The sequence below is a fragment of the Geobacillus sp. PLS 41 genome (genome assembly GCF_056494105.1).
Window position 1 is genome coordinate 1,782,415 of the sequence record NZ_CM151395.1, and the last position, 22,087, is coordinate 1,804,501.

24 protein-coding genes and 2 pseudogenes are annotated in these 22,087 nt (G+C 55.3%); 18 read left to right on the plus strand and 8 right to left on the minus strand.

Going from position 1 to position 22,087, the window contains the following annotated elements; translation table 11 throughout:
- Nucleotide 1 precedes the first annotated feature (1 nt).
- Nucleotides 2–151, plus strand: a complete 150-nt coding sequence (locus tag ACVX3G_RS08850; protein WP_075261432.1) for a zinc ribbon domain-containing protein — start codon at nucleotides 2–4, stop codon at nucleotides 149–151.
- A gap of 213 nt (nucleotides 152–364) precedes the next feature.
- Nucleotides 365–1,732 (plus strand): annotated as a pseudogene (locus ACVX3G_RS08855) (glycoside hydrolase family 1 protein).
- An 85-nt stretch (nucleotides 1,733–1,817) separates the two neighbouring features.
- On the opposite strand, the gene ACVX3G_RS08860 reads toward ACVX3G_RS08855, so the two are convergent.
- From ACVX3G_RS08860 to zwf, 3 genes are all read right to left on the minus strand, one after another.
- A complete protein-coding gene (locus tag ACVX3G_RS08860; RefSeq protein WP_013144818.1) occupies nucleotides 1,818–2,129 on the minus strand; it encodes an AbrB/MazE/SpoVT family DNA-binding domain-containing protein in 312 nt (103 codons plus the stop codon).
- A 217-nt stretch (nucleotides 2,130–2,346) separates the two neighbouring features.
- Nucleotides 2,347–2,964, minus strand: coding sequence for a cyclase family protein (locus ACVX3G_RS08865; RefSeq protein WP_011231817.1), 618 nt, complete (start codon nucleotides 2,962–2,964; stop codon nucleotides 2,347–2,349).
- 100 nt (nucleotides 2,965–3,064) lie between these two features.
- On the minus strand, nucleotides 3,065–4,558 hold the full coding sequence (gene zwf / locus ACVX3G_RS08870; RefSeq protein WP_020278261.1) for a glucose-6-phosphate dehydrogenase: 1,494 nt from the start codon (nucleotides 4,556–4,558) through the stop codon (nucleotides 3,065–3,067).
- Between the two features lie 228 nt (nucleotides 4,559–4,786).
- Here zwf and rnz point away from each other — a divergent pair, with 228 nt between their 5' ends.
- Nucleotides 4,787–5,710: a ribonuclease Z gene (gene rnz / locus ACVX3G_RS08875; RefSeq protein ID WP_011231815.1), complete on the plus strand. Its 924-nt coding sequence runs from the start codon at nucleotides 4,787–4,789 to the stop codon at nucleotides 5,708–5,710.
- Here rnz and namA read toward each other — a convergent pair.
- Entirely contained in the window at nucleotides 5,707–6,729 is a 1,023-nt protein-coding gene (namA, locus tag ACVX3G_RS08880) for an NADPH dehydrogenase NamA (RefSeq protein WP_011231814.1), read from the minus strand. The genes rnz and namA overlap by 4 nt on opposite strands.
- Before the next feature lie 140 nt (nucleotides 6,730–6,869).
- Nucleotides 6,870–7,709, minus strand: coding sequence for a pyrroline-5-carboxylate reductase ProI (gene proI / locus ACVX3G_RS08885; RefSeq protein WP_013144820.1), 840 nt, complete (start codon nucleotides 7,707–7,709; stop codon nucleotides 6,870–6,872).
- Between the two features lie 509 nt (nucleotides 7,710–8,218).
- On the opposite strand from proI, the gene ACVX3G_RS08890 reads away from it, so the two are divergent.
- Together ACVX3G_RS08890 and ACVX3G_RS08895 are read left to right on the plus strand one after the other, a co-directional pair.
- On the plus strand, nucleotides 8,219–9,190 hold the full coding sequence (locus tag ACVX3G_RS08890) for an MBL fold metallo-hydrolase (RefSeq protein WP_011231812.1): 972 nt from the start codon (nucleotides 8,219–8,221) through the stop codon (nucleotides 9,188–9,190).
- A complete protein-coding gene (locus tag ACVX3G_RS08895) occupies nucleotides 9,181–9,969 on the plus strand; it encodes an SDR family NAD(P)-dependent oxidoreductase (RefSeq protein ID WP_020278263.1) in 789 nt (262 codons plus the stop codon). The genes ACVX3G_RS08890 and ACVX3G_RS08895 overlap by 10 nt, the downstream gene beginning before the upstream one ends.
- A gap of 126 nt (nucleotides 9,970–10,095) precedes the next feature.
- Here ACVX3G_RS08895 and ACVX3G_RS08900 read toward each other — a convergent pair whose 3' ends face one another.
- Nucleotides 10,096–10,293, minus strand: a complete 198-nt coding sequence (locus ACVX3G_RS08900; protein ID WP_011231810.1) for a YqzH family protein — start codon at nucleotides 10,291–10,293, stop codon at nucleotides 10,096–10,098.
- 15 nt (nucleotides 10,294–10,308) lie between these two features.
- Entirely contained in the window at nucleotides 10,309–10,527 is a 219-nt protein-coding gene (locus ACVX3G_RS08905; protein ID WP_011231809.1) for a CDGSH iron-sulfur domain-containing protein, read from the minus strand.
- Between the two features lie 87 nt (nucleotides 10,528–10,614).
- Between ACVX3G_RS08905 and ACVX3G_RS08910 the strand changes: the two are divergent.
- From ACVX3G_RS08910 to ACVX3G_RS08925, 4 genes and pseudogenes are all read left to right on the plus strand, one after another.
- A pseudogene (locus tag ACVX3G_RS08910) lies at nucleotides 10,615–10,960 on the plus strand (iron-sulfur cluster biosynthesis family protein).
- Nucleotides 10,950–11,189 (plus strand): YqkC family protein, encoded by a 240-nt coding sequence (locus ACVX3G_RS08915; protein ID WP_020278264.1) that lies wholly within the window; start codon nucleotides 10,950–10,952, stop codon nucleotides 11,187–11,189. Before ACVX3G_RS08910 ends, ACVX3G_RS08915 begins: the two are co-directional and overlap by 11 nt.
- A 287-nt stretch (nucleotides 11,190–11,476) precedes the next feature.
- A complete protein-coding gene (locus ACVX3G_RS08920; RefSeq protein WP_011231805.1) occupies nucleotides 11,477–11,719 on the plus strand; it encodes a YqkE family protein in 243 nt (80 codons plus the stop codon).
- 13 nt (nucleotides 11,720–11,732) lie between these two features.
- Nucleotides 11,733–12,926, plus strand: coding sequence for a CynX/NimT family MFS transporter (locus ACVX3G_RS08925; protein ID WP_011231804.1), 1,194 nt, complete (start codon nucleotides 11,733–11,735; stop codon nucleotides 12,924–12,926).
- Nucleotides 12,927–13,144: 218 nt separating this feature from the next.
- Here the strand turns inward: ACVX3G_RS08925 and ACVX3G_RS08930 are convergent, their stop codons facing one another.
- Entirely contained in the window at nucleotides 13,145–14,065 is a 921-nt protein-coding gene (locus ACVX3G_RS08930) for an aldo/keto reductase (protein WP_014196270.1), read from the minus strand.
- Between the two features lie 118 nt (nucleotides 14,066–14,183).
- On the opposite strand from ACVX3G_RS08930, the gene ACVX3G_RS08935 reads away from it, so the two are divergent.
- From ACVX3G_RS08935 to ACVX3G_RS08975, 9 genes are all read left to right on the plus strand, one after another.
- A complete protein-coding gene (locus tag ACVX3G_RS08935) occupies nucleotides 14,184–14,747 on the plus strand; it encodes an NUDIX domain-containing protein (protein WP_014196269.1) in 564 nt (187 codons plus the stop codon).
- The gene (locus tag ACVX3G_RS08940) at nucleotides 14,737–15,927 is read left to right on the plus strand and encodes an endonuclease Q family protein (RefSeq protein ID WP_020278265.1); all 1,191 of its coding nucleotides are present in this window, start codon (nucleotides 14,737–14,739) and stop codon (nucleotides 15,925–15,927) included. Before ACVX3G_RS08935 ends, ACVX3G_RS08940 begins: the two co-directional genes overlap by 11 nt.
- Nucleotides 15,928–16,146: 219 nt before the next feature.
- Complete coding sequence (gene spoIIM / locus ACVX3G_RS08945; protein ID WP_013144830.1) at nucleotides 16,147–16,812, plus strand: stage II sporulation protein M; 666 nt, start codon at nucleotides 16,147–16,149, stop codon at nucleotides 16,810–16,812.
- Nucleotides 16,813–16,909: 97 nt separating this feature from the next.
- Nucleotides 16,910–17,362, plus strand: a complete 453-nt coding sequence (gene fur, locus ACVX3G_RS08950; protein ID WP_011231799.1) for a ferric iron uptake transcriptional regulator — start codon at nucleotides 16,910–16,912, stop codon at nucleotides 17,360–17,362.
- A 100-nt stretch (nucleotides 17,363–17,462) separates the two neighbouring features.
- On the plus strand, nucleotides 17,463–17,675 hold the full coding sequence (locus ACVX3G_RS08955) for a YqzK family protein (RefSeq protein ID WP_011231798.1): 213 nt from the start codon (nucleotides 17,463–17,465) through the stop codon (nucleotides 17,673–17,675).
- A 6-nt stretch (nucleotides 17,676–17,681) separates the two neighbouring features.
- Nucleotides 17,682–18,578, plus strand: coding sequence for a site-specific tyrosine recombinase XerD (gene xerD / locus ACVX3G_RS08960; protein WP_011231797.1), 897 nt, complete (start codon nucleotides 17,682–17,684; stop codon nucleotides 18,576–18,578).
- A 131-nt stretch (nucleotides 18,579–18,709) separates the two neighbouring features.
- Nucleotides 18,710–19,897, plus strand: coding sequence for a phosphopentomutase (gene deoB / locus ACVX3G_RS08965; protein WP_020278266.1), 1,188 nt, complete (start codon nucleotides 18,710–18,712; stop codon nucleotides 19,895–19,897).
- A 29-nt stretch (nucleotides 19,898–19,926) separates the two neighbouring features.
- Nucleotides 19,927–20,763: a purine-nucleoside phosphorylase gene (locus ACVX3G_RS08970; RefSeq protein WP_025039284.1), complete on the plus strand. Its 837-nt coding sequence runs from the start codon at nucleotides 19,927–19,929 to the stop codon at nucleotides 20,761–20,763.
- Nucleotides 20,764–20,768: 5 nt separating this feature from the next.
- A complete protein-coding gene (locus tag ACVX3G_RS08975; RefSeq protein WP_014196266.1) occupies nucleotides 20,769–22,070 on the plus strand; it encodes a pyrimidine-nucleoside phosphorylase in 1,302 nt (433 codons plus the stop codon).
- The last annotated feature ends 17 nt before the right edge of the window (nucleotides 22,071–22,087 follow it).

Sequence of the window (22,087 nt, forward strand, 5' to 3'; positions counted from 1 at the left end):
ATTGTGCTCGTGTTGCGGGCATCGGCAGGTTGAGGTGAAATCGCTCGACATCCGTCAGTGGATGTGCCCAAACGGCGGAGCCGAACATGACCGGGACCATAACGCCGCCCGAACTATTTTGCAGGAAGGGCTTCGTTTGCTGTTTTGGTAAGACCACTAAACCGTGGGACGCACGGGGATGGCTTGGTTGACAAGCCTGCCTTAGGGCGGGTGTTCAAGAATCTCCCACCTCTAAGCGTGAGCGTAGGTGGGAGAGCGTTCAAAAAGAAGCAAATATGTCATAATGAGGATGATGCCCAAGGGTGAATTTTCCAAGGCGTTCAATCACTTAAACACGTCTGTTCACAGATAGGAGGGTCTTTCCATGTCACAACAGCGTAAATCGATCATCCCCGACGACTTTTTATGGGGCGGGGCGGTGACGTCGTTTCAGACGGAAGGGGCGTGGAACGAAGGCGGCAAAGGGCTGTCGATCGTTGATGCGCGCCCGATTCCAAAAGGGCATTCCGATTGGAAAGTGGCGGTCGATTTTTACCATCGCTACAAAGAAGACATCGCTTTGTTCAAGGAGCTCGGCTTTACCGCCTACCGGACGAGCATCGCTTGGACGCGCATTTTTCCGGACGGGGAAGGGGAGCCGAATGAAGCGGGCTTGGCGTTTTATGACGCCGTGTTTGATGATTGAGAGCGAACGGCATCGAGCCGGTCATTACGCTGTACCATTTTGATTTGCCGCTGGCGTTGGCCAAGAAATACAACGGCTTTGCCTCGCGGAAAGTCGTCGACTTGTTTGAGCGGTACGCGCGCACCGTATTTGAGCGTTACCGCGGGAAAGTGAACTATTGGCTGACGTTCAACGAACAAAATTTAGTGCTCGAACAACCGCATTTATGGGGGGCGATCTGCCCGGAAGACGAAGACCCGGAAGCGTTTGCCTACCGCGTCTGTCATAATGTGTTCATCGCCCACGCGAAAGCCGTGAAGGCGCTGCGCGAAATCGCTCCCGAGGCGAAGATCGGCGGGATGGTGACGTATTTGACGACGTATCCGGCGACATGCCGGCCGGAAGACGCTTTGGCGAACGTGCAGGCGAAAGAGCTGTTCATTGATTTCTTCTTTGATGTGTTCGCCTGCGGCGCCTATCCGCGTTATGTGACGAATCAGCTTGAGAAAAAAGGAATCTGCCTGCCGCTCGAAGCGGGGGATGAGGAGTTGCTCCGTTCGCAGACGGTCGACTTTTTGTCGTTCAGCTACTATCAAAGCCAAATCGTCCGCCATCAGGAACAGGATGAGCGGATCATCAAAGGGCTTGAACCGAATCCCTATTTGCCAAAGACGAAATGGGGCTGGGCGATCGATCCGATCGGTTTGCGGATTGCCTTAAAAGACGTGTACGCCCGTTACGAAATGCCGATTTTCATCACCGAAAACGGCATCGGGCTTGAGGAGGAGCTGAATGAGAACGGCACGGTCGACGATGACGAGCGGATCGACTATCTGCGCCGCCATATCGAACAAATGAAGATGGCCATGGAAGAAGGGGTCGAGGTGATCGGCTATTTGATGTGGGGGGCGACGGATCTATTAAGCTCGCAAGGGGAGATGCGCAAGCGCTACGGCGTCATTTTCGTCAACCGCGACGACGAGAACTTGCGCGATTTGAAGCGCTATAAGAAAAAAAAGTTTTTATTGGTTCCAGCGCGTCATTCGCACGAACGGGGAAGAGCTGTAAAAAGAGGCGGGGAAGCCCCGCCTTTTCACCAGTTCTTTGGACGATCGTGGCGAATGTTCAATCGTTTCAAATATTTGCGAGCCACTTAGTTTTCCTCCCCGTCTTTCAATTCTTTTGCTCCCATCGTACGATATACTTCATCTCGGATTTCCTCAACGGGGCGGAACGGCTGATTGGTTTTGAGAATGCCGATTAATTGTGACAAGCGATATTTCTTCGTGACTTCCACTTTGATTTCCCCATCTTCATTTACAATAAACGTAAGATCGTCGCCTTCAGCAAGGCCTAATGTTTTCCTGATTTCAGCAGGAATGACCACTTGCCCTCGGCTAGACAGTTTGCTTGTCGCTTTCATGACGATAGGCGATGGTTGAGCAGAAACATTCCCCTTCTCCATCGATGCGTTCACTCCTTTCGAGAACGCTTTTTATACTTATGTTTGTGTTGAATCAATCATTAAAAATCGTATGATTTTTTGTCCAGCAAGAAACATGTGTGGTCAGCAACGATATGAGAACGGACGTTGAACGCCCTCTTGCCCCGTTCACACATAGACATGGGGTCTTCTTGAATGAGAATGAAAAAAATCGGTCCCATCAAGGGGCCGGCTGTTTTTACGGCTCGCGGTCAAACAGCAAGACGCGCGCCGGGGCGGCGTCGGTGCCGACGAGTTTGAGCGGAGCGGCGACCATGAAATAGCGTCCTTCGGGGACGTCTTTCAGCCGCAGCCCTTCGATGATGATGACACCGGCCGAAAACAGCGTTTTATGAGTCGGGTGGCCTTCTTGCGCCCGTTCGATGCCAAGGGCGTCGATGCCGACGCCGCGGATTTGTTTGTCGGCCAAATAACGGGCCGCGTCTTCGGCGACGAAAATAAACTCGAAATGGAACGCGTCTTCGAACGAATTTTTCGTTTTGAACAACACAAAGTCGCCTTCTTGAATGTCAAGATGCGCGATGTCGTCTTTCGTGATCCGGTCGTTGACATGCGTCAAATCGAACAGCTTGCACGGGCCGACGAGGTCGTTCAATGGAATCGTTTCAAACGTCGCCCCGCCTTCGACCATATGGAGGGGCGCGTCAATGTGCGTGCCGGTGTGCACGTCCATGTCAATGCGCGATTCGGTCACATAACCGTTGGTGATCGTTGTGCGTTTCGGCTGTTTTTCTGGTTTGTTTTTATACACGGGCATGCCCTCGTAAATCGGGGCGGTGACGTCATACACCTTCATCGTTCATTCGCTCCTTTGCATGAGGGATAAAGGGGCAAGCGCCCTATGTTGGTTTGGCAAAGAGGACGAGATGGGCGCAACAGGCGGGCCCATCGCGTCTTTACGAACGCGGATGCTCGATCGGCCACCAGTGGAAGCCGTCTTGTTTGAGCAGCTCGTCCGCAGCCGCCGGGCCCATGGAGCCAGCCGCGTAGTTCGGAAAGTCGGAAGCTTTTGTGTTCGCCCACACCTCAGAAATTGGGTCGACAAATTGCCATGACGCTGCCACCTCGTCCCAATGGGTGAAGTTCGTCGCATCGCCGCGCATGCAGTCGTACAACAGCTTTTCGTACGCTTCGGGCGTGTTGATGCCGTCGATGCAGTTGTTGCAATAGTCGAGTTGAAATGGAGCTGTTATGGTCGTCGATTCCCCGGTTTTTTTGCCGTTTAAATGAAGGGTGATCCCTTCGTCCGGCTGGATGTGGATGACGAGCAAGTTCGGGGCGATCGTCTCATTCGTCCGGTAATACAAGTTCATCGGTACATCTTTAAATTGGACGACGATTTTTGTCGATTTTTCCGCCATCCGTTTGCCGGTGCGGATGTAAAACGGCACGCCGGCCCAGCGGAAGTTGTCGATCAAAAGTTTTCCGGCGACGAACGTTTCCGTGTTCGAGTTCGGATCGACGTTCGGCTCTTCGCGGTACGCCGGCACGTGTTTGCCGTGGATGGTTCCGCGTCCGTATTGGCCGCGCACGAAATAGCGGTCGACTTCATCGTGCACAATCGGGCGCAAGGCGCGCAACACTTTCACTTTTTCATGGCGGATGTCATCAGTTGTTAGTTTGATCGGCGGCTCCATCGCCAACAGGGCGACCATTTGCAGCATATGGTTTTGCACCATGTCGCGCAACGCCCCGGAATGGTCGTAGTAGCGGCCGCGGTCTTCGACGCCGAGCGTTTCGCTCGATGTGATTTGAATGTTGGCGATGAACCGGTTGTTCCAAAGCGGCTCGAAAATGGCGTTTGAAAAGCGGATGACCTCGATGTTTTGCACCATTTCTTTGCCGAGGTAATGGTCGATCCGGTAGATTTCCCGCTCGGAAAAGACGCGGCGAATCTCGTCATTCAGCTTCTCGGCGCTCGCCAAGTCATGCCCGAACGGCTTTTCGATGACGAGCCGCTTAAAGCCGTGCGTTTCCGTCAATCCTTCCGACTGCAAGCGGGAAGTAACGGTGCCGAAAAATTCCGGCGCCATCGCCAAATAAAAGATGCGGTTGCCTTCGGTCTTGTATGTGCCGTCGAGCTGTTCGAGGAGCGACTTTAAGCGCTGGTACGACTCGGCTTCCGTCACGTCGAACGGATGGTAATAGAAATGGGAGGTGAATCGGCCGTCGGCGAGCTTTTGGTGAAACGCCGTTTCGACCGAGTCGCGCACATAGTTCCGGAACTCGTCGGCCGACAACGGGCGGCGCGCGACGCCGACGACAGCGAATTGCTCGTTCAAATGCCCTTTTTCATACAGGCGGTAAAGGGACGGAAACAGTTTCCGTTTCGCCAAATCTCCCGTCGCTCCGAAAATGACGATGATCGATTTCGGATTCATGTTGTCCACCGTATGTACCTCGCTTTAACCAAATTTGTCTCTTCAATGAAACCATTGTAGAGGTTTGCCGGTCGGAACGCAAACACTTTGTTGCTTTCCGGCGGGAAAGCGTTTATGTTCATGAAAGAGCCGGGCGCCAACCCGGCGTTTTTGAGCGCAAAAGAAAGTTGAAAAGCCGTTTTGACATTGGTACGCTAACAACAGGCAATGTTGAGCGAGAAAAAGGAGTGAAGCGCGTTGGAACTGTTGTTTTTAGGCACGGGTGCCGGCGTGCCGGCCAAAGAGCGCAACGTATCGTCCGTCGCCCTGCAGCTGCTTGGCGAACGCGGGGCGACATGGCTGTTTGACTGCGGCGAAGCGACGCAGCATCAAATTTTGCATACCGCCATTCGCCCGCGCCGCATCGAGCATATTTTTATTACGCACTTGCATGGCGACCATTTGTTCGGATTGCCTGGACTGCTAGGCAGCCGTTCGTTTCAAAGCGGCGAGACGCCGCTTACGGTTTTCGGCCCAAAAGGCATTCGCTCGTTTGTCGAAACGGCCCTTGCCGTCAGCGGGACAAAGCTCCGGTATGAACTGAACATTGTGGAGATCGATGAGGGCGTCATTTTTGACGATGAACGGTTTTCCGTCATCGCCAAACGGCTCGATCACGGCATGCCGTCATACGGTTTCCGCGTCGTTGAAAAAGATTTGCCCGGCCCGCTCTTGGTCGAGCGATTGCAAGCACTCGGCGTCCGCCCCGGCCCGATTTATCAAGAAATTAAGCAAGGAAAAACGGTCGTGCTGGATGACGGCACGGTCATCGACGGGCGCGAATTTGTCGGGCCGCCGCAAAAGGGGAGAATCGTCGCCGTGTTGGGCGACACCCGTTTTTGCGAAGCGGCGATTGAACTCGCCCGCGATGCCGATGTCGTCGTCCACGAGGCGACGTTTGCCGCGGCGGAACAGCGGCTGGCCCATGACTATTTCCATTCCACGACCACAGACGCAGCCGAGGTGGCGAGGCGGGCCGGGGCGAAGCGGCTTATTTTGACCCATATCAGCTCTCGCTACCAAGGTGAGGCGGCGCTGCAGCTCGTCGCCGAGGCGCGCAGCGTGTTTCCGAACACCGAGCTCGCCGTTGATTTCGCCTCGTTTTCGATCCCGCGCGGTTAAAACCGCCAGCCGCGCTCATATTGGACGGGCGCCGAGATTTTTGCGCCCAGCTCTCTCGCCGCGGCGTATGGCCAATACGGGTTGCGCAGCAGCTCGCGCCCCAAAAAGACGAGATCGGCGCGGCCGTTTTGCAAAATTTCTTCCGCTTGCCAGCCGGACGTAATGAGGCCGACAGCGCCGGTCGGGATGTCTGCTTCACGGCGGATCAGTTCGGCAAATGGCACTTGGTAGCCGGGATAGACGTTCATGCGCGCCGGAACAATAGCGCCGGAGCTGACATCGACGAGGTCGACTCCTTGTTCTTTCATCCGCTTGGCGTATGGGACATAGTCTTTGGCCGTCAGCCCGTCCGGATGGTAGTCGGACGCCGAGATGCGGACAAAAAGCGGTCCGTCCCACACCTCGCGGACAGCGTCGATCACCTCGCCCAAGAAACGGTAACGGTTTTCCGGAGAGCCGCCGTACTCGTCTTGGCGCCGGTTGGAGAGCGGCGATAAAAATTCGTTAATGAGGTAGCCGTGGGCGGCATGGATTTCAATGACGTCAAAGCCGGCTTCCTTCGCGCGCCGTGCGCCGTTTTGGAACGCTTGCACCGTTTCTTCAATGTCGGCTTTCGTCATTTCTTTTGGCGTCGGCGACGAATCATCAAACGGGACGGCTGACGGAGCGATGATCTCTCCCGGCACTTGCGATTTTCTCCCCGCATGGGCAAGCTGGATGCCGATGGCCGCCCCATGCTCTTTCACAAGCCCAACGAGTTCGCGAAGCCCGGCGATATGGTCATCGCTCCAAATGCCTAAGTCGCGTTCAGAAATGCGACCTTGCGGCGTCACGCCGGTCGCTTCAACGATAATCAAGCCGACTTGGCCGACAGCGCGAGCCGGGTAGTGGATTTTATGCCACGTGCGTACGGCGCCGTCTTTCGTGTCGCACGAATACATGCACATCGGCGACATGACAATTCGGTTTTTCAGCGTCAGCCCGCGGATTGTATACGGCGAAAACAGCATCGTGTTCATGACAAGCAGCTCCTTTCTAGGCCAATGAATGGTTCATTACTGAATGATAGCACGCTGCTTATCAAAAACAAAATAAAACGGATTGTCGCCGTGTTCGGGCTAGGCGGGAAAAGGAGCGGCGCGCTCCGGAGGTCCGCTCTTTACGCTTCGGCGATGGCAGCGAGAAGAGCGCTGCCGAGCTCTTCGGAGCGGGCCGTCGCCCGGCGGATGCAGGCGATGACCGCTTCTTGGAACCGGTATTGCTCAAGCACGCCAATGCCGGCTTCGGTCGTGCCGCCTGGGCTCGTGACTTCACGGCGCAGGACGGATGGGTGCTTGTCGGACGCTTTTAGCATCTCGGCTGCGCCGATGATCGTTTGCAAAATGAGCCGTTTGGCGACATCTCGCTCAAGGCCGATGTCGGCCGCCGCTTTTTCCATCGCTTCGACCAAGTAATACACATACGCCGGACCGCTCCCGGACAGGCCGGTGACCGCATGCAAGTCCTTCTCCGGCACAACAGCGACGATGCCGACCGTTTCAAACAGCTGTTTGGCGACCTCAAGATGTTCTTTCGCGGCGAAGCGGCCGCCGGCGATCGCGGTCGCTGATAAGCCGACGGCGGCGGATGTGTTTGGCATGGCGCGCACGACAGGGATGTTGCGTCCGGCGAGCCGTTCGATCGTCTCGGTCGTGATGCCGGCGAGCAGTGAAAGAATGAGCTGATGGGCGCGGAGGGTCGGTGCGATGGCGTTCATCGCTTCGACGACGTCTTTCGGCTTCATCGCCAAAATGACGATATCCGCTTGTTTGACGGCTTCTTGCGCGCAACCCGCCGTGCAAACACCGTATTGGCGCGCCAGCTCCTCGAGCCGAGCGCGGTTTTGTCGGTTGGCGACGACAATGTGCGCCGGATGGCAAAACGCTTTCGTCATGCCGGCGATGAGCGCTTCCGCCATCGAGCCGGCGCCGATGAGCGCGATCGTTCGTTCGTTGTTCATCATTCCACTCCTCCTTGCCTTGGTGTATCCATCCAAAAGAAAAAGGTTTCCCGTCCTGCAAAAGGACGGAAAACCTTCGTTTCCGCGGTACCACCTTTTTTGGCCCGATTTGGCCCAAGCGCCAAACAGGCCCGACTCTGCCCCGATAACGCCGGGGAGGCGTTTAGGTTGGCCTAACAGCTCCTAGGGTAGGTTCAACCGCAAAGAGGGCCGCAAAGCCTTCCAGCCGCGGGCTTCGCTCTCTGGTGCCGTTTGCGGTTTACTGGCCCTGTTCATCGCCGGTTTGCCGTATCCGTGATGTTATTAGTCATTATGCCGCGGGACAGGCGCTGTTGTCAAGAGAGGAGAGCGAATTTTTTTGCAATTTCGTCGTGCGGAAGAAAAAGGCATGACAAATGGATGAAATCGGTGTAAACTGTAAAATAAAATATAATGAATAACTATTCATTTTGACTGATGAAACGGTTCGAACGGGATGGTTCATGAACTTGAGGAAAGAAGGGAACGCAATGAACGAGGAACGAGTGTATCGGATCACGGTGCCGACGCCGTTTCCGGTCGGCGATGTGCATATGTACGTGATCGCCGGCGATCGGTTGACGCTGGTCGATGCCGGAGTGAAAACAGAGGAAGCATGGCAGCTGTTTGTGAAGCAGCTTGGCGAGGTCGGTTATGCGCCAGAGGATATTGAACAAATCGTCATTACTCACCATCATCCGGATCATGTCGGCTTGCTTGATTATTTTCCGCATGCGCCGATCATCGGCCATCCGAAAGCGGATCCGTTTTTGCGCCGCGAACGTTCGTTTATGGAGCGGTACGTCCAATTTTTTCAGGAATTTTTTACGGAATGCGGCGTCGACCGCCGTTTGTTCAGTCAGCTGTCCAAAGAAGGCGGATCGCTTCGCTACGCAAGCCGGCGCGGGCTTGACATCATGGTGACGGAAGGGGACGCGGTGCCGGGGATGCCCGGGTGGCAGGTCATCGAAACGCCGGGGCATGCGCAAAGCCATATCGCCCTCTACCGCGAGGCGGACGGATTGCTGATCGGCGGCGATCATTTGCTTGTTCATATTTCCCCGAATCCAATGATGGAGCCGCCGGCGGAAGGGGAGACGGGACGGCCGAAACCGTTGTTGCAGTACAACGAGTCGCTGCAAAAAATGCTGCAATACGATATCGTTCGCTCGCTAAACGGCCATGGCGACGATGCGACCGATATTCCGGCGCTCGTTCGCGAGCGGCTGGGTAAGCAACGCCAGCGCGCCGAGCGGGTGCTCGAAATGGTGAAAGAACGCCCGCATACGGTGTTTGACGTTTGTCAAAAGCTGTTCCCGACCGCTTACGAACGCCAGCTCATGCTGACGATGTCAGAGACGATCGGCCAGCTTGATTATCTCGAGGCGAACGGGTATGTGACGAAAAAGCAAGAAGCCGGCCGATACGTCTACGAAGCGGTGGGGGTGTCGGTGTGCGGCTGAAGGGGCGCCATGTCGTCATTACCGGAGCGTCGGGAGGAATTGGCGAGCAAATCGCCTATGAAGCGGCGCGCCAAGGGGCGGTGCCGGTGCTCTTGGCGCGCAGTGAAGAAAGGCTGAAAGAAGCGAGCGCGCGGATCGAAGCGCAAACCGGTATTCGCGCCCCGTATGCATCGCTTGATGTCAGCGACCGCGGCATGATCGAGGCGGTTGTTTCCCAGCTCATTGCGGATCTTGGCGCGATCGATGTGTTGGTCAACAACGCCGGGTTTGGCGTCTTTCGCTATGTCGAGGACATCGACTTGGATGAAATGGAGAGGATGTTTGCCGTCAACGTCTTCGGCCTCATCGCCTGTACGAAGGCGGTGTATTCGCATATGAAAGAGAGAGGAAGCGGTCATATTATCAACATTGCGTCGCAAGCCGGCAAAATCGCGACGCCGAAGTCGAGTGTCTATTCCGCGACGAAACACGCGGTCGTTGGCTTTACCGACAGCCTCCGCCTCGAGGCGGGGCGCTTTGGCATTTTTGTCACGGCCGTCAATCCGGGGCCGGTGGAGACGAACTTTTTTTCGGCCGCTGATGAATCGGGAGAGTATGTGCGCAATGTCTCGCGTTGGATGTTAAGGCCGGAGGCGGTGGCGAAGCGCGTTGTTGCCGCGATGATGACGCCAACGCGCGAAGTGAACATGCCGCGTTGGATGGATCTCGGCAGCCGGCTGTACCGGCTCGCTCCGGGTCTTGTGGAAAAGGTGGCAAAGCGGGCGTTTTTCCAAAAGTAAGCGAGGGTGTCCCAAATATAAGGGGCACCCTTTCTGATCATCGTCTAGACGCGCGAAACGCCTTTCCTCTTCTTGAAGAAAGATGGCCTTTGGGGCCAACCCCGTGTTCGTTTGACACGAGCCGGGTCAAGCGCTGGTGATGAACCGGTAGACGGCGTCATGGACAAGTTCATAGATGTCCGCGTTTGGCTGCCTCTCTTTGGCGGCGGCAATGCGGGTGCAAAGCTCGCGCCAGTCGTCTTCGCCAAGCGGCATCATGTCATCATCATAGCCATAATGCCGCAGGCAGTTGCGCACTTGTTTTTGCAGCCATCGTTCGTCCATCGGCTTCTCACCGCCTTATTGTTTATCCGTTTCCGGCAAAGGGGCGCGGACAACGGATTGGAAGCGGCCTTTGTGCGAACCGTCGCAAAACGGTTTGTTGTTCGACAGCCCGCAACGGCAGAGCGAAAACGTTTGTTTGGTCACAAACGGCTTTCCTTCTCCATCGAGCAGTTCAACATCGCCGGTGACGCGCAGCGAGCCGTTGTCGTTCACTTTGATTTGCACTTTTGCCATCGCTTTTTCCTCCTTGCTTTGTTTTGACAGTTTCTCATGTTGACAGGTAAAATAAATAAAGGAAATCAAAGGGAAAAGGAGCCAGCTATGAGTCTGTACATCACGTTTACGGATGCAGCCAAACGGGCGCTTGCCTCTATTGTAGCGGAATCCGGACGGCAGTTAAAGTTGATGTTTGACACTGACGGCTGCGGCTGTTTGGTCGACGGCGTGCCGGCGCTTATGGCTTGTCGACAAAGCCGATGAAGATGATGTCGTCGTCGAGACGAATTTTGCGCCGGTGCTCGTGGAACGGTCGCGTCTCATCTTTTTTGATGAAACGATGACGATTGACGTCAAGCCGGGAACGACCGTTTTTCAGCTCAAAAGCCCAGGGCAAACGTTGAATGGTCATATGCCGTTTGTTGAGGTGAAATCTGGCCATGAACGGTAAGCTAGAGCAGCTCGCAAAGGCGGCGAAGCAAAAAACATGGGTGTCGTTCACCCATGAAAACGATCCGTACAGCTTGCTTCATTGGTCGGTCGCCGGCCCGTATCATGAGGCGAAAGACGTCTGGCTGCTGCAAAACGAAATGACGTTTGAAATGAAAGAGTTTCCGACGCTGGAGGCGGCGATCGCCTGGCTTGGCGAACATATGCCGCACATCACCGAGGTGTTGTAAAGGGGCCGCCCCTAAGCCATTTTCGGCCGGGGGCGCCCCTTTCCATAGTTAGAAGCCGCGTTTTGCGCCGAACGGCGCTTTCCAATGTTATTGCGGACTGTTTTGCCGCTTAGTCGGGTGGATTGCTTTTTCCAATTCTTCTTTTGCGATCACCGGCTTCACCGTATCGGCGGACGGTTTCCCTTTTTGGGCGCGGTTTTTCTCCATCCATACATCTCTCCTTTTTCTTATCGTTTAGTTGTATCGTTTGACAAACGAACGGTCGTTATGCAAAGGGGGCGGAAATCATGAAGAACCGGGTTGCGCGGAAAAAAGAACAAGAGACGCAGGCAGTGACGCTTGCCGACCGGCTCGGTGCCGAGACGGAAGCGAAACTGCTCGCGAAAAAGCGGGCGCTTGCCGAGGAAGAACAGCGGCGTCTAGCGGCGGAAGAGGCGCGGCGTCGCGAGGAAGAGCGCCGCCGTGAGGAACAGAAATCATTTGCCGAGCTGCTGGAAGAAAGTGAACTCGATTGGCGGAAGTTTAAATAGGGGGAACGTTCAGATGAAACAAAAAATGATGACAGCGGGTATGGCGTCCGCGTCTGTGTTCATGGTGGCTGCGGTCGTGATCTTGGCCGCCAACTTGCGCGCACCGCTCACAATGGTCGGGCCGCTTGTTCCTGAATTGCAGCGGGAGCTTGGCCTCTCCCACGCAGCCGCTGGGGCGTTGACGACGATTCCGCTTTTGGCGTTTGCCTTCTTGGCTCCTGTGGCGGCCGCGTTCGCCCGGCGGTTCGGAATAGAGCGGACGCTGTTCGGTTCGCTTGTTGTTTTGCTTGCCGGCGAACTCATTCGCCCGCTTTCGGGAGAGTTTTCCCTATTTCTCGGCACGGCGCTGATTGGAGCCGCCATCGCGGTCGACAACGTTCTCATGCCGGCGCTGATCAAAGACACGTTTTCTGAACGGGTCGGCTTGATGATGGGCGTTTATACCGTAACGATGAACATGAGCGCCGCCTTCGCTTCCGGGTTCGCCGTTCCGCTTGCCGACGGGTGGGGGATCGGCTGGCAAGGGGCGTTTCGCTTTTGGGCGCTGGTTGCCGCGTTGTCGCTTGTCGTTTGGCTGCCGCAAGCTTGGCGCCAGAAGTCAAGCGGCGTCCCGGCGGGAAGCCGGCGCTCTTCGCTTTGGCGATCGGCGCTTGCCTGGCAAGTGACGCTGTTTATGGGGCTGCAATCCTTGTTCTTTTATTGCATCGTCACGTGGCTGCCGGAGCTTGGCCAAAGCAAGGGCTTGGCGGCCGATACAGCCGGATGGCTGCTCTTTTTCTTCCAGTTTGCCCAGTTGCCGATGATGTTCGTCTCTCCGATGCTCGCGGAGCGGATGGACAATCAAAAAGTGCTGATCGGCTCGGCGGTGTTGCTCATGGCTTTTGGAACGATCGCCTTTTTGGCTGGCCAAGGTTGGCTGCTTTGGGTTGGGGCGCTTTTCGCCGGCATCGGCGCCGGCATGGCGTTTTCGCTGGCGATGATGCTGTTTACTTTGCGCACGCGCCGTCCGCTGGAAGCCGCCCAGCTGTCGGCCATGGCCCAATCGGTCGGCTACTTGCTGGCTGCTGCCGGACCGCCTCTGTTTGGCGTATTGTACGATGCGGCCAGACGGTTTACCGCCCCGCTTGGCATGTTGTTGGCCGTCTGTGCGGCCATGATGGCGTTCGGCTTAGGGGCAGCGAGGAATCAGTATGTGGAAGAGGATTGATCGGTTTTTGTGAAGTGACCGGCCCATTTGGAAAAAAGAGCCCGTAACGGACATTGGCAGCCGTTGGGCTCTTTTGGTTTGTTTTTTCGTTTTGCCTCTTGTCAGCGCCATGGCCGCCGGCAAGTTCAGTGACACACATAGGCAGGGAATAGAGGCTGCGGCCTGCGGTTGTTGCTGGCCATAGGCGTCGGAATGAAGCACGATGGCGATTCCTGCGCTTATCGGTGCGCCTCATACACCGAGCGTTTTGTCGTTTGTTTCAGCCATTCGTATTCGTCGGCATCAAGCGGCGGGGCGGAAGCGGCGGCGATGTTTTCTTCAAGCTGCCGAAGCCGGCTTGCGCCCGGAATGACGGCAGCAACGACCGGGTCATACAGGCAAAATTGCAGCGCGGTCGCGGTCAATGAACGGCGCCCGGCCGTTTTTTCCTTCAGCTTCGGGATGAGCGCCTGCAGTTCTTTGTAGGAATAATCGAGGTAGCCGTGTTCTTTCACCGCGCTGCTCGCTTGTTCAAGCGGGCGGCTCGTGAGCAAGCCTCTAGCGACCGGACCGCGGGCGATCACGCTGATGTGATGTTCGCGAAGAAGCGGGAACCATTCTTCCGGCCGCCGGTCAAGCAAGCTGTATTGCATCATGACGCTGACGATGTTCGAGCGCTTCACATATTCGCGAATGACGTTTGGGCGGATCGAGGAGATGCCGTACCAACGGATGACGCCTTCTTGCTTCAGCTCTTCGAACGCTTCAATCGTCTCATCGATCGGGTCGTCGATCGTGCCGCCGTGGAGCTGGTATAAGTCAATGTAGTCCGTTTGCAGGCGGCGCAGGCTCTCTTTGACCGCTTGTTTGATATAGGCTTTTGACGGATCCCAGTCCCAGCCGCTTCCGTCTCGGCGCCAACGGTTGCCGACTTTTGTCGCGATGATGACTTGGTCGCGTTTTCCTTTCACCGCTTTGCCGACAAATTCCTCGTTTAAGCCGCGGTCGTATAAATCGGCTGTATCCAAGTAGTTGATGCCGCGCTCCAATGCTTCATGGATGAGATAGATGGCATGGTTTTCATCAGTGCCGAGCGACATGCAGCCGAGTCCAATTTCGCTGACGTATAAGTCTGATGTGCCGATGCGGCGTTTGTTCATCTTTTGCGCCCCCTTTCGCGATCGATGATGATATGTTCATTGTACAACGGAAGCGAAAAAATGGCCAAACATGTAGTACAATGGAAAAGAGTCCATCAATCGATAGGGGAGAAGAAGAATGGAGAAGTTGTATGAAAAAACCGTCCGCAAAGAGAAATTGTTCAGCGGCCGCATCATTGACTTGTATATCGAGGAAGTCGAGCTGCCAAATGGGAAAACGAGCCAGCGCGAGGTGATCAAACATCCGGGGGCGGTGGCGGTGCTGCCGCTGTTGCCGGACGGGAAAATCGTTCTTGTCCGCCAGTACCGAAAAGCGCTGGAGCGCGCATTAGTCGAGATTCCGGCGGGCAAGCTAGAACATGGGGAAGAGCCGCTCGCTTCCGCACACCGCGAGCTCGAAGAAGAAACCGGCTACCGCGCCCAATCGATGCGCCATCTCATTTCCTTTTATACATCCCCAGGGTTTGCCGATGAACTCATCCATTTGTATGTCGCCGAGGGGCTGGAAAAAGCGGAGGACGGCGCCGGTTTGGATGAAGATGAGTTTGTCGAGCTGTTGGAAGTTACATTGGAGGAGGCGCTTGAGATGCTTCAACAACGCGACATTTACGATGCGAAAACGGCATACGCCTTGCAATATTTGCAGCTGCGCCGCGCGCTAGGGGAGCAAAATGCCGAATAAAAAAAACGAGCGCGGCCTCGGCTGTTATTACGCTGATTTACATATTCACATCGGCCGCACCGCCTCGGGCCGCCCGGTGAAAATTACTGGGGCGCGGACGTTGACGCTTGAGAACATCTTGCATGAGGCGGCTGAGGTGAAAGGGATCGACCTCGTCGGCGTCATTGACAGCCATGTGCCCGAAGTGCTGGACGAGCTCGAGCGGGCAATGGAGAAGCACGGTTGGCGCGAACATGAGGGGGGCGGCGTCAGCGCCGGGAAAGTGACGCTTTTGTTAGGCAGTGAAATCGAAGTATATGACGACCATTGCCATGGACCGATCCACGTGCTCGTTTTTTTGCCGACTGTGCAGACGATGCGCACGTTTTCCGGCTGGCTTGGCAAACGGGTAAAGAACATGTCGCTCAGTTCACAGCGCATTTACGCCTCCGGCCGCGAGCTGCAAGCTGCCGCGAAAGAGCAGGGCGGCTGGTTCATTCCCGCGCACGCGTTCACCCCGTTTAAAAGCTTGTACGGAAAAGGGGTCAAGCACAGCCTGACAGAAGTGTTTGACCCGGATTGGATTGATGCCATTGAACTTGGGTTAAGCGCCGACACGGCGATGGCGGACCAGATCGCCGAATTGCATCGCTACCCGTACTTGACGAATTCCGATGCCCATTCGCTGCGGAAAATCGCCCGCGAATATGAAGAAGTGCGGCTCGCCGCCCCGACGTTTGCTGAATTGGAAAAAGCGCTGCGCGGTGAAGACGGGCGCGCGATTGTCGCCAACTACGGTTTAAATCCCAAACTCGGAAAATATCACCAGACAGTGTGCGAGCGCTGCCTTGCGCCGGTTGCACCGGACGTCGACCGCTGTGCGGCATGCGGCCATCATCGCTTCGTGAAAGGCGTGTTTGACCGGCTTGCGGAGCTGAAAACGGCGGAACGCGGGCCGAAACGGCCGCCGTACATTTATCAAGTGCCGCTTGAATTCATCCCCGGCCTTGGTTCAAAAGCGTATGAAAAGCTGCTCGCCCGTTTTGGCACGGAAATGAGCGTTCTTCATGAGGCGGCGGAGGAAGAGATCGCGGAGACGGTGGGAGAAAAGTTGGCCCAACTGATCGTCTTTGCCCGCAGCGGTGCGCTCCATATCGAGGCCGGGGGCGGTGGGAGGTACGGGAAAGTGCGGGAGGGGTAACCACTCGGGCAGCGCTCCTGCCGTTCATCATCATGCCGTGCGTGCTGCTTGGCCCAGCCATGCGCTAATGGACCGAGGCGGCGTGCCGCCCGTGGAGTTGGTCACACGTCGGTGTTGAGCTGCTTTTTTATTACATCACCAGCCTTTTAGAAAAACAGTCATACCGAAAGCGGATGGACATACAATCTACTAAGAGACAAAGTAGGAGGACGAAGCACAATGAGAACCCATCCGCTGAAATCGGCTATCGCTGTTCATTGGCGTGAACATGCTTCGCTGTACGTGTTTGTCATCGTCCTGTTTCTCATGGGCGTCATTTTCGGCGCCATTGTCGTCAACAGCCTCGGTTTCAGTCAAAAGCAAGACTTGTACTATTACTTGACGCAATTTTTTGGACAAGTGTCAAAAGACAATATCGCAAGCGCCCATGATATGTTCCGGCAAAGCTATATGCACAACGTCAAATATACCGCGCTGATGTGGGTGCTTGGCATTTCTGTCATTGGCTTGCCGATCATTCTTGTTTTGCTGTTTTTCAAAGGCGTCGTTGTCGGCTTTACGGTTGGCTTTTTAGTCAACCAAATGGGTTGGCGCGGGTTTCTTTTGTCGTTTGTGTCCATCATGCCGCAAAATTTGGTGGCCATTCCACTCATGATCGTCATGGGCGTCATTTCGATTTCGTTTTCCTTGCACATGGTGCGCAACCAGTTTATGAAGCGGCCGCATGGATCGATGTTTCCGATGGTGATGCGCTACGCAGCGGCGATGGCGGCTGTCGCCCTTGGGCTGCTTCTTTCCTCAGCGGTCGAGGCATATCTTTCGCCGGCATTGATGAAACAGGCGGTTCAATGGACAATGAGTTTAATCATAATGAATATTATATAATAACCATTATCATTTCTTCATAATAGTGATTTTACTTTGATACTTCCCTCGTGCATTTGTTATAATGATGGGTGAATGGCGAGGGAGGAATGAAAAGATGGAAGATCGTGTGGAACGAATCAAGAAGCAGCTGCATTCGGCGGGTTACAAGTTAACGCCGCAGCGGGAAGCGACGGTAAGAGTCCTGCTTGAACATGAAGAAGACCATTTAAGCGCGGAAGACGTCTACCTCCTCGTGAAAGAAAAATCCCCAGAAATCGGGTTGGCGACCGTTTATCGGACGCTCGAGCTGTTAACCGAGCTGAAAATTGTCGATAAAATCAATTTCGGGGACGGGGTGTCGCGCTATGACCTCCGCAAGGAAGGAGCGGCCCATTTTCATCACCACCTCATCTGCTTAGAATGCGGGTCGGTGGCGGAAATTCAAGAAGATTTGCTTGAGGATGTCGAAGCGATTGTTGAGGAGAAGTGGAAATTTAAAATTAAAGACCATCGTTTGACGTTCCACGGCATTTGTCACCGTTGCCAGCAAAAGCATGAAGAAAAATAAAAACCTTTTCCAACGGGAAAGGTTTTTTGCGTATAAACAACGAAACAAATGGCATATCCTCATACTAGCAAGCTGACAAGCAGCTGATAGGGAGGATGCCATGAAAACCGTTTGGCAAATGGTGAAAGTGTTTCTTTTATTTACGGGATGCACCATTTTATTTTATTATAGTCTTGTATGGTTTAACCGCGAGTACGAGTATTACCACCGATACGATGAGCCGAAGGGATCGGCGGTCAAAGTATCGGCGGCGGAGAGTGCGCCGCCAAGTTGGCTCGACCGACTGTTATTTTTTTATCGCGATGGGGAGTAGAGAGCGTTGGAATACGAGTTGAAAGATTTTCTGCATTATTTGACGGTGGAGCGGAATTTGGCGCACAATACGATCGTTTCATATGAACGCGATTTGAAAAAATACGTCCGCTATTTGCGCCAAGTCGAGCAGCTTCAGGCGTGGGGCGAAGTGGAGCGCCTCCATATTCTCCATTTTTTAAAGTTTTTAAGCGAACAAGGGCAATCGGCGCGGACGATCGCCCGCCATTTGGCGTCGATCCGTTCGTTTCATCAGTTTTTGCTAAGGGAGAAAATCGCGGCGCAAGACCCGACCGTCCATATCGAAACGCCGCAGTTTGAACGGACGCTGCCGAAAGTGCTGTCGGTCGAGGAAGTCGAGGCGCTGCTTGCAGCGCCGCAAGTGAGCACACCGTTTGGGCTGCGCGACAAGGCGATGCTGGAGCTGTTGTATGCGACCGGCATGCGCGTCAGTGAGCTTGTGCAGCTCAACTTAAGCGACGTGCATTTGACGATGGGGTTTGTCCGCTGCTATGGAAAAGGGCGGAAAGAGCGGATCGTGCCGATCGGGCGCATGGCGATTGAAGCGCTTGCCCACTATTTGGAGCGAGGGCGCCCGCAGCTTGTCAATCCGCGACGACGGGCAACGGAGGCGCTGTTTTTGAACCATTATGGCCAGCGGTTGACACGGCAAGGGTTTTGGAAAATTTTAAAGCGGCTCGCGAAAGAAGCCGGCATCGAAAAAGAATTGACGCCGCATACGCTTCGGCATTCGTTTGCGACGCATCTGCTTGAGAACGGAGCCGATTTGCGCGCTGTGCAAGAGTTGCTTGGGCATGCCGACATTTCGACGACGCAAATGTATACGCATGTTACGAAAACGCGCCTAAAAGACGTGTACAAACAGTACCACCCGCGCGCCTAGCAGCTGCCGTATGCTAGGCGCTTGCCTGTCGTTTTAGTTGTCAGACTTCTGACCAATTGGCCATAGGCGTGTTTTCGCGAAAATACGGGAACGATAGAAAGAGACTCCATTTTTCATTGCAGGCAGGGGGAATGAATGTGAAAACGACATACCGGCGCGTTTTTTTGATTGTGATGGATTCAGTCGGCATCGGCGAGGCGCCGGATGCCGAGAAATACAACGACAAAGGAGCGGATACGCTCGGCCATATCGCTGAGTATCGCGGCGGCCTCTATATGCCGAACATGGCGAAGCTCGGCCTAAGCCATATTCGTGAGATCAAAGGGGTGCCGAAAGTCGAGCGACCGCTCGCGTACTATACAAAAATGAAGGAAGCATCGGCTGGAAAAGATACGATGACAGGCCATTGGGAGCTGATGGGCCTTCGCATCGACAAGCCGTTCCGCGTCTTTCCGAACGGGTTCCCAGATGAATTGATCGCTGAGCTCGAGCGGCGCACCGGCCGGAACGTGATCGGCAACAAACCGGCGAGCGGAACAGCGATCATCGAAGAGCTTGGCGAAGAGCATATGAAAACAGGGGCGATCATCGTCTATACATCAGCCGACTCCGTCTTGCAAATCGCCGCCCATGAACAAGTTGTGCCGCTTGATGAATTGTACCGCATTTGCGAAATCGCTCGTGAATTGACGCGCGACGAGCCGTATATGGTCGGGCGCGTCATTGCCCGACCGTTCATCGGCAAACCCGGCCATTTTGAGCGAACCGCCAACCGGCACGACTATGCGCTTAAGCCGTTTGGCAAAACGGTGATGAATGAATTGAAAGACGCCGGTTATGAAGTGATTGCCATCGGGAAGATCGCCGATATTTACGACAATGAAGGAGTTACCCAGTCGTTGCGAACGACATCCAATATGGACGGAATGGATAAGCTCGTCGACACGCTCGGCATGGACTTTACCGGGTTGAGTTTCGTCAATCTCGTCGATTTTGACGCTAAATACGGCCATCGCCGCGACCCAAAAGGTTACGGCGATGCGCTCGAAGAGTTTGACGCCCGGCTTGCCGATGTGTTGCCGCGCTTGACAGCGGACGACTTGCTTATCATCACCGCTGACCACGGCAACGACCCGATTCACCACGGAACTGACCATACGCGCGAATATGTGCCGCTTCTTGTGTACAGCCCGCGATTTCGCGGCGGCAAGCCGCTCCCAGTCCGCGAGACGTTTGCCGATGTCGGCGCAACGATTGCGGATAACTTCCAAGTCAACCGGCCGCCGTACGGAACAAGCTTTTTGGCTGATTTGGCCTAACTTCATAAAGAACGATGAGGGGGAAAAGAATGGATCGACAAGCGATTGAAAAAACCGCCGGTCATTTGCGCCCATTGATGCCAACTCCGCCTGAAATCGGTCTCATTCTCGGCTCGGGGCTCGGCGTGCTCGCTGATGAAATCGAAGAGGCGGTTCGCATTCCGTATGAAGATATTCCCGGATTTCCAGTGTCGACCGTTGAAGGACACGCTGGACGGCTCGTATATGGGCGGCTTGAGGGGGCGACCGTTGTCACCATGCAAGGGCGGTTTCATTATTATGAAGGGTATTCGCTTCAGGAAGTGACGTTTCCCGTCCGGGTGATGAAGGCGCTTGGCGTCCGCGAATTGATCGTGACAAACGCTGCGGGCGGCATCAACGAACGGTTCCAGCCCGGCGATTTCATGATCATTTCCGACCATATCAACTTGCTGGGCACAAATCCGCTCATTGGTCCGAACGATCCGGAGCTTGGTCCGCGCTTTCCGGACATGACGGAAGCGTACAGCCGGCGGCTGCGCGAGCTCGCCAAGGAAACGGCGGCGAGACTTGGCGTTCGCGTGCATGAAGGAGTATATGTCGCCAATACGGGGCCGTCGTACGAAACGCCGGCGGAAATCCGCATGATTCGTACGCTCGGCGGCGATGCGGTCGGCATGTCGACCGTCCCGGAAGTGATCGTCGCCCGCCACGGCGGCATTGAGGTGCTCGGCATTTCGTGCATTTCGAATATGGCTGCAGGGATGTCGGATGCTCCGCTTCACCACGACGAAGTGGTTGAAACGGCCGAGCGGGTGAAGACGGACTTTTTGCGGTTTGTGAAAGCGATTGTCGCCGAAATGGCGAAATCAAAACGAAAAAGGTGATCGCGATGCGAATGGTCGATTTGATTGCGAAAAAGCGCGACGGAAAGGCGCTGACGAAGGAAGAAATTGAGTGGATCGTCCAAGGGTATACAAACGGGGACATTCCCGATTACCAAATGAGCGCGCTCGCGATGGCGATTTATTTCCGCGGCATGACCGAGGAAGAAACGGCCGCGCTGACGATGGCGATGGTGCACTCCGGCGAAATGCTCGATTTGTCGAGTATTCGCGGCGTGAAAGTCGATAAACATTCGACCGGCGGGGTCGGCGATACGACGACGCTCGTTTTAGGGCCGCTTGTCGCTTCTGTCGGCGTGCCGGTGGCGAAAATGTCTGGGCGCGGCCTCGGCCATACGGGCGGCACGATCGACAAACTCGAGTCCGTGCCCGGGTTTCATGTCGAGATCAGCAAAGACGAGTTCATTCGACTCGTGAATGAAAACGGAATCGCCATTATCGGCCAAACGGGCGATTTGACACCGGCTGACAAAAAGCTATATGCGCTTCGCGATGTGACGGCGACCGTCAACAGCATTCCGCTCATCGCCTCGTCGATCATGAGCAAAAAAATCGCCGCTGGGGCTGATGCCATCGTCTTGGATGTGAAAACGGGCGCCGGAGCGTTTATGAAGGAACTTGACGAGGCGCGCCGGCTCGCTCGAGCGATGGTCGACATTGGCAAGCGCGTCGGCCGCCGGACGATGGCGGTCATTTCTGACATGAGCCAGCCGCTCGGCTATGCCGTCGGCAACGCCTTGGAAGTGAAAGAGGCCATCGAAACGTTAAAAGGAGACGGGCCGCACGATTTAACCGAACTTTGTTTGACGCTCGGCAGCCATATGGTCTATTTGGCGGAGAAGGCGCCATCGCTTGATGAGGCGCGCCGTTTGCTTGAAGAGGCGATTCGCAGCGGGGCCGCCATCGCGGCGTTCAAAACGTTTTTGGCCGCTCAAGGTGGAGATGCATCGGTCGTTGACGATCTGGATAAATTGCCAAAGGCGGCCTATACGTCGACCGTCACGGCGGCTGCCGACGGCTATGTCGCCGAGATGGCCGCCGATGACATCGGCACGGCCGCCATGTGGCTCGGCGCCGGCCGGGCGAAAAAAGAAGACGTGATCGATTTGGCGGTCGGCATTGTGCTCCATAAAAAAATCGGCGATCGCGTGCAGAAAGGGGAAGCGCTCGCCACGATTCACAGCAACCGGCCAGATGTGCTTGACGTGAAAGAAAAGATCGAGGCGGCTGTTCGTCTGTCGCCGCAGCCGGTTGCTCGGCCGCCGCTCATTTATGAGACCATCGTATAGAGAGGGACGCTGGCGAT